This is a genomic window from Ruoffia sp. FAM 26254, from assembly GCF_045528545.1.
Taxonomy (GTDB): Bacteria; Bacillota; Bacilli; order Lactobacillales; family Aerococcaceae; genus Ruoffia; species Ruoffia halotolerans.
This window is the reverse complement of the sequence record NZ_JBGQQY010000053.1, coordinates 1-14,334: the sequence shown is the minus strand read 5'-3', so window position 1 is coordinate 14,334 and position 14,334 is coordinate 1. Positions and strand designations below refer to the sequence as shown.

Sequence of the window (14,334 nt, the reverse complement as noted above, 5' to 3'; positions counted from 1 at the left end):
CTTCTAAATTTAAGGTAATATTTAATTGAGCCATAATAATCTTCCTTTCAATGTTTGTCTGTCAACTACATTGTACCAAAGAGATTATTATGGTTTTTTACTTTTACACAATTATATGGGCTTTATCGCGGTTTGTCTCAAGTTCAGTCAACTCAAGCCAAGTGGACTTGTGGTTTGTCCTAAGTTCTTTCAACTCAAGCCAAATGGAGTTGCGGTTTGTCCTGAGTTAGCTCAACTCAAGCCAAATGAGAATGCGGTTTGTCCTGAGTTAGCTCAACTCAAGCCAAATGGAATTGCCGTTTGTCCTGAGTTAGCTCAACTCAAGCCAAATGAGAATGCGGTTTGTCCTGAGTTAGCTCAACTCAAGCCAAATGGAGTTGCGGTTTGTCCTGAGTTAGCTCAACTCAAGCCAAATGGATTGCGGTTTGTCCTAAGTTCGGCCAACTCAAGCCAAATGGAGTTGCGGTTTGTCCTAAGTTAGCTCAACTCAAGCCAAATGGAATTGCGGTTTGTCCTCAGTTCAGTCAACTAAAGCCAAGTGGACTTGTGGTTTGACTCGAGTTCCCACCGTATCTTAAATTTTAGTATAATGGTATAACAATTAGTTAGAAGTACAGGAGGTATTTTGATGAATGAAATTAAATGTCCACACTGCGGGACACTATTTACGATTGACGAAGCGGGGTATGCAGATATTTTAGCCCAAGTTCGAACAAAAGAATTTAATGAAGAGATTCATGAAAAACTCGAGCAGATCAACGCCCAACATAAGAGTAATTTAGCTCTAATTGAGGAAAAGACGAAGAATTCCTTTGACAAGCAAATTACAGAAAAAGATAAAGTTATCGCTGATTTGGAGAATAAAACCGCTTCGCTAGAAAAAGACAAAGAACTCGAACTACAACAAGCTTTAGCGGCAAAAGATAGAGAATTGACTGAGTTGAATGCGCGAATTCAAGCGATTGAAAATGAGAAGAAACTTGAATTGTCAGAAAGCAATGCAGCTAAAGAAAAAGCGCTGATGGAGTTAGAGTCTAAGATGACGCTTCAGGAAAAGGAACGGGAATTAGAGTTAAACTCAGTTAAGGAAAAATACGAAACAGAAATGAAGTTAAAAGACGAGACAATTGCATTTTATAAAGATTTTAAGGCGAAGCAATCGACTAAAATGGTTGGTGAAACTTTAGAACAGCATTGTGAAATTGAGTTTAACCGCCTTCGAATGACAGCTTTCAAAAACGCAGAGTTTGGTAAGGATAACGATATTAAATCCGGAAGTAAGGGCGACTACATTTATCGTGAGAACGATGAGCACGGCAATGAGATTATCTCCATTATGTTTGAGATGAAAAACGAAGGCGATGAGACGGCAACGAAGAAAAAGAATGAGCATTTTTTTAAGCAACTAGATAAAAACCGAAATGACAAAAAATGTGAATATGCGATTCTTGTCTCAATGTTAGAATCTGATAATGAACTCTATAATAATGGAATTGTTGATGTATCGTATGAATATGAGAAGATGTATGTGATTCGTCCACAATTTTTTATCCCGATTATTACACTCCTTCGAAACGCAGCGATGAATTCGCTAGAGTACAAGCAAGAAGTAGCTTTGATGCGTGAACAAAATATCGATATAACAAATTTTGAAGAGGATCTCGATACATTCAAGTCGGCATTCGCTAGAAATTATGACCTGGCAAGTCGAAAGTTCAAAACAGCGATTGATGAAATTGATAAGACGATTACGCATCTGCAAAAAACAAAAGATGCCTTAGTCTCTTCCGAAAACAACTTGCGATTAGCCAATAACAAAGCGGATGACTTAACGGTTAAGAAATTAGTTCGAAAGAACCCAACAATGAAAGCGAAATTTGATGCATTAAATTAAAAAAAGAAGCACTTGGAATCTATCCAGGCGCTTCTCTTTTTTTAAATTTTAATTCCATGTAAAAATAAATCGACAATACTTTCTATCGAGACGAATTGATAACGTTGCATGTCTGGGCTGATGTAAGGGGCAATCACTATAAAATAATGCGAAGCGATTTCCTCAGCAGTATGGTCCGGACGTAGCTTCGTCAAATTTTCCTTAAACAAATCTACAAAAGGTTGTTTGTAGCCATTTAAGAAGATAGTGTACAATTTGGTCTTACTCTCATCAGATAAATCAGATTCCATATCTTTCATCATTGTATAGATATCGACGGGATCGTTATCTTGGAGGTAGCGGGTCATACGGTTGAGACGCTCTTGTAATGATAAATGACTGTTATGGGCAATATAATTCAGTTGAATATTCACTTCATCTCCGAGTTGTTCTAGGACGGAAATGTATAAAGTCTCTTTATTTCGAAAATGATGATAGAGATTCGGTTGGGTAATCCCTACTTCTTTTGCGATGTGACGCGTTGAAGTTGCCTTGTAACCGTCGGTCATAAATTTTTTACGGGCAGTATCTATAATCATTTGTCTCGTTGAAATCTCTTTAGAGGTCAATATACTCGCTCCTTCCTTCTTTAATATTATACATCGAATTGTTGAATTTACTAGGTGAATACCAAAGAATATCTTGCATATGAAAAAATTGACTGATATACTTATCAGGTGATAAGTTAAATATAAAATTAGAGGTGAAGATATGTTTTTAGCTTGGAAAGAAATTAAATACGCCAAGACGCGTTTTTCATTAATCGTCGGTGTATTAGTATTAGTGAGTTATTTAGTTTATTTTTTAACTGGCTTAGCCTTCGGTTTGGCTCAAGATAACCGAACAAGTGTGGATAAATGGGAAGCACAAGCAATTGTATTGGCAGACGAAGCCAATTCAAATATTAATATGTCAATGATGCCACAAGGTTTAATCAATGATATTGAAGCTGACGAGATAGCCGTTCTAGGACAAACTGCAAGTGTTGTAAGTCGCGATAATCAGACTGAAGCTGAGCAAGAAGAGAATAAAATTTCAGTGACATTCTTCGGAATTGATTCAGAGCAATTTATTGCACCAAATATCGTTGAGGGTGAGATGTTTCAAGAAGACTTTCAAGTTGTGGCAGATATTAGTATCCACGAAGAGTTTGGTATTGAAATTGGTGACGTTTTAAATCTTGCGGGAAATGATGAGCAAGTTGAAGTCGTTGGTTTTACCGACAACGCGAAATTCAATGTCGCTCCAGTACTATACACAACTATTTCAACATACCAAGACGTGCGGTTCGAAGCAATTGATGATTCGGATGAAGGGCGTGTGAGTGCCTTTATTATTCGTGATGATGATTTAGATAGTGTCGAGTTGGATAATGAAGACTTAGAGCTGTCAACAATCTCTGAATATATTGAAGAAATCCCTGGATACACAGCCCAAGTATTGACGTTTGGTTTAATGATTATTTTCTTAATTATTATTGCGGCTGTTGTGATTGGAATCTTCATGTATGTGTTAACTGTACAAAAATCAAGCATGTTTGGGGTGATGAAAGCCCAGGGTATTTCTACGAAGTACATTGCGACATCTGTTGTGAGCCAGACATTTATCTTATCAGTCATTGGTGTAGCCATTGGCTTGGTGCTTACAATGGGGACAGCGATGGTGTTACCGAGTACGGTGCCATTTGCCTTTAATATGTACTTTATCTTAATTATAACCGTATTAATTGTCTTGTTTGCCTTATTAGGCGCGTTCTTCTCAGTAAGAACGGTAGCCAAAATCGATCCGCTAGAAGCAATTGGATAGGAGGGGTTCTATGAAGAAAGCAATTGAAGTAAAAAATGTGTCCAAAACATTCGATGATGGACGTAAAGAGATTACAGCTTTAAAAGATACGAACTTTTCGGTTGAAGAGGGAGAATTTGTTGCGATTATCGGACCAAGTGGTTCAGGTAAGAGTACATTTCTAACGATTATTGGAGGCCTTCAAGCGCCTAGTAAAGGGGAAGTCTTGATTAATGGCAACAAGTTCAGTGAAGAGAATGATAAGAAACGAACGAAGCTACGCTTTAAAGAAATCGGCTTTATCCTACAAGCATCTAACTTAATACCTTTCCTAACAGTTGAGGATCAGTTGCGTCTTGTGAATAAAATCGAAAAAAAGGCATTCGAAAAAGATCGAGTGGATTCCTTATTAGAACAATTAGATATTACGGACTTACGGGATAAATATCCGAGCGACCTTTCAGGTGGAGAACGCCAACGTGTAGCGATTGCGCGTGCCTTGTTCCATGATCCGTCAGTGATTTTAGCCGATGAGCCAACAGCTAGTTTGGACTCGAGTCGTGCGTTTGAAGTGGTTGAAATATTGGCCAAACAAACAAAGGAACAGAAAAAAGCAACGATTATGGTTACCCATGATGAGCGTTTAATCAAGCATTGTGATAAAGTTTATTACATGGAAGACGGCGAGTTGCGCTTAGATACAGATAATAACAAATAGGTTAAATCGAAAGAAAGAGAGCATTTTATGCAATCTTTCTTTTTATTTTTAGTATGATAAATCAAAAGACAAAGGAGTCACTTATGAATCAAGATGTAAGAATTGGTTACGCGTGTTTGAATCCCGATATTAGCCAAGGATTCAAGACGTGTCGTTTTGATAATTTAACAAATGACAAATGGATTGAATTGATTGAGTGGAATCTGGCGACATTGGAAGAGATGATTACTTATACAGTTGATCACGGAATCGGTTTACTACGTCTATCGAGTGATCTCATTCCTTTTGCGACGAAGCCTAAAGAGGGTGTGGACCTGGATTGGAAAGAGTATTTTGAATCAACGTTCAATCGTATTAAAGACAAAGTACAATCAACTCAGTTACGAATTTCGATGCATCCAGGACAGTATACGGTCTTGAATTCCATGGATATGAATGTGGTCCAACGAGCGATTGACGACTTGGAGTACCATTCGGAATTGTTAGAACTACTTGGAGGCAATCAGACGAACAAAATCATAATCCATATTGGTGGGGTGTATGGTGATAAAGAAGCCGCAATGGCACGCTTTATTGACCAAGCCAATCAGTTATCTAAACGCGTGCGCGGGCACTTAGTCATTGAAAACGATGAGCGTTTATATAGTATTCATGATGTTCTTTCTATTAGTGAGCAGACCGGATTACCCGTTATTTTTGATAATTTGCATCATGAAGTGCGTCTTCCACTTGATGACACTCCATTGAGTGACTATATTCAAGCTTCCGGTCGAACTTGGCAGCCAGCTGATGGTCGTCAAAAAATTCATTACAGTCAACAAGCGCCTGGAAAAAAAGCCGGTGCCCATTCCGAGACGATTGCGATTCGACCCTTTATTGGATTTTTAGAGCAGCTTCCTCCTGATCAGCCGATCGATATTATGTTAGAAGTCAAAGATAAGAATCGGTCTGCAGAAAAGATACAAATCTACTTGGATCAAGATATCGTTGCTACTGAGAAGTTATGGGCCAAGCGGAAGTATGCTGTGTTGGCGAAGTCGGCGAGCATTTATCAAAAGATACGTAACGTATTAAAAAATAAGGAAGATACAGACTTTATCTTATTTATTGAGCTTCTTGAACAAGCAGAGAGTGTGCCGGAAGATAAGGGTGCAGAAGTGAATGCCGCTCAACATATTTGGGGTTACTTCAATAAGCAAGCAACGAGCAAAGAGACAGCGACGTATCAAAAAAATATCGCAAGGTATCAAGCAAATGAAATAACTTCGCGTCAATTACGTCAGTTCTTTAAGCGGTTGTTGAAGAAATATCCGAATGATTATTTGGAGAAGAATTTGTATTTTAATGAATAAAAAATGTGGAATTAAGAGAGGGGAGATATTATGTTAGTAATGAATCCAACGAAAAAAACATTACCTTTGTTTTCGCACATTGAGAAAGTAGACAATGAAAAAAGTGCCAAACATTTCTCAAAAACAAATCCATTTTATTCTTGGCATGCTAATTACGTTACAGTAAATCGTAAAAAGGTTTTGTTTTTAGTCAATGATTTAACCTTTTTACCGGTCGTTTTAGCGGATATCAATGCGACGGAGAAGAAACAATTAGATGCCCATATTCAAGATGGCATTCAACTGGCTTTTCAAATGCTTGGTATTCCAAAAGGAAAAATCCGCCGTTATTTTGAAAATGCTCGAAGTATTAAAGTAAACAAAAATCATAACCGAACGATTTCAAGTATTGTGAATAACTATATTTATTTACTAGAGTATTTTCCTTTAGATTGGGAGCGAGTTCCTCAAGTTAGAATAATGGCGGCTTTGAATGACCATATCTTCTCGTCGAATGATTACAAACCAGCAGACGAAACAACTCGCATGGCTTTTGAAAATCACTTAGATATTGTAGACAATGAGTTTAAAGAAGAAGAGACGGAATTCGTTGATACGTCGTTTAAGGCTAATACTAATGAAGCGATCGCTGCTTTTGGCATTTATTTAAAAGAAGAGCTAGAGCTGAGTGACAAAGTTGTAAAACGGCATAACGATAATGCAAATCTATATGTGCAAGAATTACTAGTATATCGAAGTTATCAACCTGACTTAAACGAACTTGACTTTTTAACTCTATTCTTGAATGGTTATATCGTTGATAAAGGGATTGTTCAGTCGCAAACAGGCGTGCAACAGATGGGGACTTCGTTGAAGAAATATTACCGATTCTTAGCCGACGCGCATAAAATAACTGCTTCTCAACATAAAGAAATTAAAGATGTCATTGGCGAAAGTGTCGAAGCGGGTAAGAGTTTGTTCATTTATACTTCATTCGATATTGATTATTAATAACGCAAACACACACCCGTGAAATGATTCATGGGTGTGTTTGACGTTTAAAAGTAATCTTTTTTCTTTAAGAAGATAGCCATTGAAGCAGTTGAGATAACAACCAAAATGAGGACTCCAAGTGTTCCGTAATCAGAATTTTCTCCTGGTAAGCCTCCGGCGTTAATTCCCCAAAACTCGGAAATTAAACTGGCCGAAGCGAGAACAAGTGAGAGCGAGTTTAAGAATTTCATTAATTTATTTAAGTTGTCGCTGACAAGATCTGAAAATAAACTGCTGACACTATCTAATAAGTCACGGTAAACGTGGACAAGCTTTATGACTTGCCGGTTGTACCACTTAAGGTCGTACTCTAGTGCTGAGTTGTCAAGTTTGTTAGTGAATGTTTCAGTTGCTAATAACTCTGATACCGTCTCATCCAAGGTTTCAATCGTGTGTTCTAAAATAACGAGATTCCGTTCTGTATCAGCTACTTTTCGAAGGACATCTCCACTCGTAGAATTTTTGGCTTTGTTATTTAAATCATCGATGGCTGCTTTTTGTTGTTGCAATTCATCGTGCAAATTAGAATACATCAAAATCCTCGCATAGACTAAGATACTTGCAATGCTATCAAATTTGTCCATGTACTGATGTAATAAATTTCGGTCGAATGTCGAACCTTCCTTTAAAAAAAGGAGGAGTGTATTATCTTGCAAAATAAAGGTCAGTGTTTCGAGTCGGTCTTCGACAGGTACATCATTGTTGCGACTCGTGACGTTGGATAAAACAACAATGAGTGAATTGTCCGCATCTTGTTGAGGAATTTCTTCAAACCTGGGTGCGACTGCAGAAATATCATCGAGAGCAAAGACGTCATTAGGTAAGTTGAATTGATTGACATAGTCCTGTTCATCTTGATGAGAGTCGGAATGGAAGATGAGAAATTTTGCTTGCTCACTATCATCTAATTTAAATGTTTGCACCATTTTAATGCCCCTTTCTTGTTTAGTTCGATTTTAAACCTTAAAGTAAGTTGTAGCAACAAAAGCGTTTATTAGTATTAAATATATAGAAATATTAATGTAAAATGTTTTATGTGAAATATTGTCTTAATAGGTAAACTAGAGGTTTCTATAAAAATGTTTTCTTTTCTGAGTGCAATTATTTTACATACGGGAAGCGTTTTTATATAATAGGTTTAAGACAGATGAGATGTTTCAAAAGTCATTCCTGAGGAGGATTTTATTATGAAAAAATCATTACGTCAAATGTTGTTAGTTGGTTTAAGTGCTTCGTTATTAGTAAGTGTTGCACCTCTTGCCTATGCTGAGGATGTAAGTAGCGAAGAAGAAACAAGTGAAGTCGTTGAGACAACTGAAGAAGAAACATCTGAAGTTGCTGAAGAGTCTGCTATGGAAGAAGAAGCAGCAGATGTTGAAGCAAGTGATGTACAAATGGGTCTTGAAGAAGCTGTAACGATGTTAGAGGCAGAGTATCCAGACGCAGAGATTGAAGAAATTGATGTAGCATACGACCGTGACGAGCAACGTTACGATATTACGGTAAATGCATTCAATGCTGAAGAAGATATTGAATTAGAAGTTGTATGGCAAGACGGTGAAGTTACAGAAAGTGGCTTTAACGAAGGTTTATTCGGCTTCTTAGATGGTGACGATGCTGCTGATGAAGCAACAAACGAATCAGCTGCCGATGATATGATGGACGGCGATGTGGCTGATGAAGCGGATATCGTTGAAAATGAAGGCGAAGCTGAATTATCAGACGACTCTGTTGTCGAATCAGCTCCTGCCGATGAATCAGTTACAGATGACGCTGAAATGGATGATGCTGCAACTCAAGAAGCAACACCATCAGAAGAAGAACGTCCAACATTAGATATGGATAGTGTCATTACAATTGATGAAGCGACTGAATTAGCTTTAGCAGAAGTTGAAAATGGCGAAGCTGTAAGTTGGAACTTAAATGCTGATACATCTGAATTCTGGGACTTCTTACAATCTGAAGAAGAGCAAGAAGATGGTCCAATTTGGACAGTTGAAGTTGAAGAAGCAGATGCTATGATGAGTGAAGAAGTAACGATCGACGCTCTAGCAGGAACGGTTATCGACAGCCCAGCTCAAGAAGAATCAGAAGAGTCTGCTGAAGATGCAGCTGATGAAGCAGAAACGACAGAAGAAACAACTGATGCTCCAGCTGAAGACGCTGCTGAGACAGAAGAATCAAGTGTAGAATAATAGTTTAAACTAAATAACCAGAGATAATGGGTTATAGTTATAAAATAGGTAAACGAGCCTGGATACTGAGGAGACTCAGTGTCCAGGCTCGTTTTTTTTATGAGAGTTGTAATTACCTGAACTCGCGCCAAACGGCCCTGCGATAGGTTTCAAGTTTGCCGAACTCACGCCGAACGGAGAGCGATAAGTCGCAAGTTGGTCTAACTCACGCCAAATGGGTATGCGATAAGTCGCAAGTTGGCCCAACTCACGCCAAATGGAGCGCGATAAGTCTCAAGTTGCCCTAACTCACGCCAAACGGCCCTGCGATAGGTCTCAAGATCCTTACCAACTCACACCAAAAACCCTTCAAGCTAGCATTGCTTCTGCTAGCTTGAAGGGCTTTTCATTATTAACTTACAAGGCATCGAGCCTGTTTAATAAATCTTTTTGTTCTGACCCATTTCCTACTGCGAGTGGTTTGAATTGGAGTTTGTAATTGCCACCTTGTGTGTTGATGACAGCTTTTTTAATCATCGTTCCTGATACTTTTACTGAATTGACTTGTGATAAGGGGATGGCGGTAACATCTTTTTCTTTGAGGCCAAGAGTCATTTCAACCAGCGTTAAGTTTTCTTCATCCAATATAACGACGTGATACTTCGGCAGACCGATGAATTTAGGCTCTTCGGCAAAACCAGCGGCAGCTGATGCGTTCGAGTACTTTTCTTTGTATCCATTAATGTCGTCGATACTTAATCTTAGTTTCATATTTATCCCTCTTCTCTTGTTTAAAATTATAGAACAGGTCAGCTCGCAAGTCCAAAGATATGAAGTTTAAGAGCAAGGAATACTCAAACGATTGCATTAAGCAAATATATCGATAGTCTGTTGGAAGGCTATTAAAAGCAGTTGATTTTACTCTTTAAACTAATTTTTGTATGAATATATTGTAATAATGTTCATTATTCTATATAATTTAGTAAAACGTTTGCAGAAAACGATTTCAATACAAATAGGAGGCAGATGAATGGTTAGTCATCGAAATAAAAAGCTGTTGATGGAGAAGAGCGGTCAAAAGGTTCACAAGTTTGGACTGAAGAAATTAAAAGTTGGCGTTGTGTCGGTAGCTATGACGGCAGGTATTTTAGTCAGTCACAATACTTTACTACAAGTCAATGCGGAGGAGCTTGTTGTTGAAAGCACAGTCGAACTAGTTTCCGATGAGGCAGTTGAGGAACTGCCTCAAGTCGAGGCGCCGGTTGAAGACTTGACCGAAGAGACAGTCGAGGAAGGTATTGTAGAAGAGGACCCTTCTGAAGAAAGTCCGATTGAGGAAAGTCCGATTGAGGAAAGTACAGAAGAAATAGCTGAGTCTGAAGAATCGGTCGAAGAAACGTTGACTGAGGAATCTGAAACCGTTTCAACTTTAAGCGTTGCTACTTTACCAGAAATTGCGGAAGGTGACTTCCGTTTACATTTTGATGAATTACCTGAAGGTGACCCGAGCTCAATGGGGCTTTGGATGTGGGGAGATGTTGAAACACCGAGTGATCAATTAGGTGGTTGGCCGAACGGAGCGACAAATTTATCTGAGTTTCTTGAATCGGAATATGGCTATTACTTAGATGTTGCGGTAAAAGATAACGCGCAAATTATTAACTACTTAATCAATACAGTGACGGGTAACAATGTGACTGAGGACCAAGCAGTTCAAATAGCTCATTCGGATATGAACCAAGTTTGGATTAATGAAGAGTATGAACAACATCTGTACGAACCTCTAGAAAATGAAAACCAAATCCGAATTAACTATGAACGCAAAGATGATAATTATGAAGGCTGGGGCTTATGGGTCTGGGGCGAAGTTGATGAAGACAGTGAGAACATTGGTAGCTGGCCAGATGACGCGCTGGATTTTATTAATGAAGGACCGTTCGGTCGCTATGTTGATGTCCATCTATCTAATGGTTTAGATAGCAGTATTCAATTTTTATTAGTAAATAAATTAACCGGCGAACAATCTGGAGACATGACTTTCTCAGACCGCGCTGAAGATAGTCAAGTATTCTTACGCGATTTGGATCCGACTGTTCACACATCGCCTTATACAGCAGGTGAAGAACGTCTAACTGATGCGGAAATGGTTGCGAAAGATCAAATTATTGTTTCGCTTTCTTCTGTAAGTGCCATTATGGATGGAAATCCTTCGGAGCTATTTACATTAACAGATAGTGACGGAAATGTCATTCCACTGGAAAATATTGAGATTGATGAAGAAACGAATCAGGTTATTATATCTGGAGATTTTAGTGGCACATCTGGTCAATATACGGTTTCATATGGTGAGAATTCAACAACGGTTCGTTCATCATGGCGTTTAATGGACGATCTTTATGCCTATGATGGTGATTTAGGTTCACAACTGTATGAAGATGGAACCGTTGAGATGAACTTATGGGCACCAACAGCTGAAGCGATCCGGGTTGTGTTATACGACAAGAACAATCAAGATGAAGTTCTTGGAACATACGATATGGCAAGAAATGATACTGGCGTGTGGAATTTATTATTAGATGAAGACGCGACAGGGTTAGGCAGCCATCAAGGTTACTACTATCACTACGAAATCACGCGTGATGGCGAGTCGGTATTAGCATTGGATCCTTATGCGAAATCCTTGGCAGCTTGGAATAATTTAGAACCTGGTGCACATGTTGCTAAAGCAGCGATTGTTGATCCATCAACGATTGGGCCAGAGTTGGATTATGCAAATATCCCTGGTTATACGAAGCGTGAAGATGCGATTATTTATGAGGCGCATGTTCGTGACTTTACATCGGATCCAAGTATTTCGGATGAGTTAACAAGTCAATTTGGAACCTTTAGTTCTTTTGCTGAGCGTTTAGATTACTTGCAGGATCTAGGTGTGACACACATCCAGTTATTGCCGGTGATGAGCTATTTCTATGCGAATGAATTTGAAAACGGGAAGCGCGAATTAGATTGGTCGGCTTCGGAAAATAACTATAACTGGGGTTACGACCCGCAAAGTTACTTTGCTTTAACGGGGATGTATTCCGAAAATCCAGAGAATCCAGAACAACGCATCGCTGAGTTTAAAAACTTAGTCAATGAGATTCATAAGCGTGATATGGGTGTTATTTTAGATGTGGTCTTCAATCATACGGCGAGAACTTTCTTGTTTGAAGATTTGGAGCCAAATTATTATCACTTTATGGATAAAGACGGAACGCCACGTGAATCCTTTGGTGGTGGGCGTTTAGGAACAACTCATCATATGTCACGTCGGGTTTTAGTTGATTCGATAAAATATTGGGTTGATGAATTCAAAGTCGACGGTTTCCGCTTTGATATGATGGGTGACCATGACGCTGAAGCAGTTGAAATGGCTTACGACGAAGCAGCTAAATTGAATCCGAATATCTTGATGTTAGGCGAAGGTTGGATTACTTTTGCAGGTGATGAAGGCGACCCGCAGCAACCAGCGGACCAATCGTGGATGAATCAAACGGACGGCGTTGCGGTATTCTCTGATGAAATCCGAAATATGCTGAAGTCCGGTTTTGGTAGTGAAGGTCAACCGAAATTCTTAACCGGAGGCGCGCAAGTTCTGGAAGACATGTTTAATAATATTATTGGGCTTCCTAGCAATGTGAATGCGGATGATCCAGGAGATATTATACAGTATATTGCGGCGCATGATAATTTAACATTGCATGATGTGATTGCTCAGTCGATTAAGAAAGATCCCGCAAAATACGCGCAAGAGATTCATCAAAGAATTCGCCTGGGTAACTTAATGATTCTAACGTCACAAGGAACGCCGTTTATACATGCAGGTCAAGAGTTTGGTAGAACGAAACAATTCCGTCATGAAGACTATATAACGACAGTCGATGAGGCTCCTTACAAGACGACATATTTGGTGGATGAAGATGGCAATCCGTTTGAATATCCGTATTTTGTGCATGATTCTTATGATGCGACGGATATGATTAATAAATTAGATTGGAATATGGCTTTAAATGACGAAATGTATCCAATTCATACTCAAACGCAAGCATATACCAAAGGATTAATTCACTTAAGACGCGCGGTAGATGGATTCCGTTGGGGTACCCAAGAAGAAGTTGAAGGAAATGTTCGCTTTATTAATGCTCCTGAAATGAGTGGCACAGATTTAGTTGTGGCGTATGAAGTCACAGATTCACAAGGAAATCGATATGCAGTTTTCATTAACTCAGACGAGTCAGACCGTGAATTCACCTTCCCAGAAGGCTTTGAAGTCATTGGAACTGGTGAAGTCATCGTTGATGGGCTTACTGCAGGAACAGAAGCCATTCTAAACCCAGAAGGTGTTGTTTTAAATGACGGATCAATTATATTATCACCGCTAACAGCAACGATTATTCGTTACGCCGCAGACGGCGGACCTGTCGAAGGTGGTGGTGATGGCGAAACTCCGGAAGTACCTGGGGAAAATGAAATACCAGAAACCCCGGGAAATCCAGAGAATCCGGAACCGCCTGAAACACCGACTGAACCTGATGAGGACCCAAGTGAATCAGACGAGAATGAAATTCCAGAAGATGAAACAGAACAACCAGGCGAGTCTGATGATACTGATGAAGATTCTGAAGGGACAATAGACGAGGGAAGTTCTATTGACCTTGAAAATACTGACGTAGACCAAAGTAGTGTAGGCTTACTTCCAGCAACAGGTGAAGAAAAACAATACGCGATCTTCTCAGCTGCTGCTTTAGCTGTGTTATCTGGGGTAGGTTTAATTGCAAGTACACGAAAAAAGGAAGAAGTAGAGTAGAGAAGTAAAGAAAACTGGGTAAAATTCAACCTACGACCAATATTATTGTAGTTCGTCCTGAGTTGGTCGAACTCAAGCCAAATGGACTTGCGGTTTGTCCTGAGTTGGTCGAACTCAAGCCAAATGGAGATGCGGTTTGTCTTTAGTTGTGTGAACTCAAGCCAAATGGATGTGCGGTTTGTCCTGAGTTGGTCGAACTCAAGCCAAATGGACCTGCGGTTTGTCCTGAGTTGGTCGAACTCAAGCCAAATGGATGAACTGGTCCTATAGTCAAGGACTATTTGAGCCACATTTTGAGTGCAGCTACTCTTCAATTTCAATCGTTCTGATGTGCGGTAATGCAGGTGTTGAATAAATATCTGCTAAGGGATAGACATTGGTAGTACAAAACTGATAATATTGAATAGGGCTTAGCTTCGCTAAGTTCCATTGGTAACGCTCATTGTTGTAGTAATCCATATACTCTTCAATGAGCTTTTTTACGTCCTCATAAT

Annotated in this window: 11 protein-coding genes and 1 pseudogene; 8 read left to right on the top strand and 4 right to left on the bottom strand. The window is 39.2% G+C overall.

Annotated features, from left to right (window positions below):
• The first annotated feature begins 70 nt into the window (after positions 1-70).
• Both ACEN3Z_RS10130 and ACEN3Z_RS10125 read left to right on the top strand, forming a co-directional pair.
• Positions 71-481: a hypothetical protein gene (locus ACEN3Z_RS10130; protein WP_407090759.1), complete on the top strand. Its 411-nt coding sequence runs from the start codon at positions 71-73 to the stop codon at positions 479-481.
• Between the two features lie 147 nt (positions 482-628).
• A complete protein-coding gene (locus tag ACEN3Z_RS10125) occupies positions 629-1,894 on the top strand; it encodes a DUF2130 domain-containing protein (RefSeq protein WP_407090758.1) in 1,266 nt (421 codons plus the stop codon).
• A gap of 41 nt (positions 1,895-1,935) precedes the next feature.
• On the opposite strand, the gene ACEN3Z_RS10120 is transcribed toward ACEN3Z_RS10125, so the two are convergent.
• Complete coding sequence (locus tag ACEN3Z_RS10120; RefSeq protein ID WP_138405168.1) at positions 1,936-2,502, bottom strand: TetR/AcrR family transcriptional regulator; 567 nt, start codon at positions 2,500-2,502, stop codon at positions 1,936-1,938.
• A gap of 142 nt (positions 2,503-2,644) precedes the next feature.
• On the opposite strand from ACEN3Z_RS10120, the gene ACEN3Z_RS10115 reads away from it, so the two are divergent.
• The 4 genes from ACEN3Z_RS10115 (at position 2,645) to ACEN3Z_RS10100 (ending at position 6,778) form a co-directional block, all read left to right on the top strand.
• On the top strand, positions 2,645-3,739 hold the full coding sequence (locus tag ACEN3Z_RS10115) for an ABC transporter permease (RefSeq protein WP_338487618.1): 1,095 nt from the start codon (positions 2,645-2,647) through the stop codon (positions 3,737-3,739).
• A gap of 10 nt (positions 3,740-3,749) precedes the next feature.
• On the top strand, positions 3,750-4,436 hold the full coding sequence (locus ACEN3Z_RS10110; protein WP_138405166.1) for an ABC transporter ATP-binding protein: 687 nt from the start codon (positions 3,750-3,752) through the stop codon (positions 4,434-4,436).
• 83 nt (positions 4,437-4,519) lie between these two features.
• Entirely contained in the window at positions 4,520-5,788 is a 1,269-nt protein-coding gene (gene uvsE / locus ACEN3Z_RS10105) for a UV DNA damage repair endonuclease UvsE (protein WP_407090757.1), read from the top strand.
• 30 nt (positions 5,789-5,818) lie between these two features.
• Complete coding sequence (locus ACEN3Z_RS10100; protein WP_407090756.1) at positions 5,819-6,778, top strand: DUF6933 domain-containing protein; 960 nt, start codon at positions 5,819-5,821, stop codon at positions 6,776-6,778.
• Between the two features lie 47 nt (positions 6,779-6,825).
• Here the strand turns inward: ACEN3Z_RS10100 and ACEN3Z_RS10095 are convergent, their stop codons facing one another.
• Complete coding sequence (locus ACEN3Z_RS10095) at positions 6,826-7,746, bottom strand: CorA family divalent cation transporter (RefSeq protein WP_407090755.1); 921 nt, start codon at positions 7,744-7,746, stop codon at positions 6,826-6,828.
• 261 nt (positions 7,747-8,007) lie between these two features.
• Between ACEN3Z_RS10095 and ACEN3Z_RS10090 the strand changes: the two genes are divergently transcribed.
• A complete protein-coding gene (locus ACEN3Z_RS10090) occupies positions 8,008-9,015 on the top strand; it encodes a hypothetical protein (protein WP_407090754.1) in 1,008 nt (335 codons plus the stop codon).
• 396 nt (positions 9,016-9,411) lie between these two features.
• Here ACEN3Z_RS10090 and ACEN3Z_RS10085 read toward each other — a convergent pair whose 3' ends face one another.
• Entirely contained in the window at positions 9,412-9,765 is a 354-nt protein-coding gene (locus tag ACEN3Z_RS10085) for a hypothetical protein (protein WP_407090753.1), read from the bottom strand.
• A gap of 259 nt (positions 9,766-10,024) precedes the next feature.
• Here ACEN3Z_RS10085 and ACEN3Z_RS10080 point away from each other — a divergent pair, with 259 nt between their 5' ends.
• Positions 10,025-13,840, top strand: a complete 3,816-nt coding sequence (locus ACEN3Z_RS10080) for a pullulanase (RefSeq protein ID WP_407090752.1) — start codon at positions 10,025-10,027, stop codon at positions 13,838-13,840.
• 396 nt (positions 13,841-14,236) lie between these two features.
• On the opposite strand, the pseudogene ACEN3Z_RS10075 reads toward ACEN3Z_RS10080, so the two are convergent.
• Positions 14,237-14,334, bottom strand: a pseudogene (locus ACEN3Z_RS10075) (IS3 family transposase); the annotation flags it as partial.